This window comes from Bartonella senegalensis OS02 (assembly GCF_000312545.1).
GTDB classification, from domain to species: domain Bacteria; phylum Pseudomonadota; class Alphaproteobacteria; order Rhizobiales; family Rhizobiaceae; genus Bartonella; species Bartonella senegalensis.
On record NZ_HE997571.1, the window covers coordinates 1 to 264 of the forward strand.

General features: G+C 40.2%; 1 pseudogene. It reads left to right on the top strand.

Annotation, left to right across the window (positions count from 1 at the left end):
* A pseudogene (locus BN200_RS08435) lies at positions 1–264 on the top strand (glutamine synthetase); the annotation flags it as partial.

The window sequence follows — 264 nt, forward strand, 5'->3', positions numbered from 1 at the left end:
ATTGACAACAATGACATCCGCTTTGTTGATTTACGCTTTACCGATCCACGAGGAAAGTTGCATCACGTTACCATGGATATTGCAGAAATCAGTGAAGATACATTTAGCGATGGCGTTATGTTTGACGGTTCTTCAATTTCTGGATGGAAAACAATCAATGAATCCGACATGGTTTTGATGCCAGATCCAGAAACAGCCCACATTGATCCTTTTTTTGTCCCAATCAACTTTGGTCATATTTTGTGATGTGCTCGATCCTGTTTC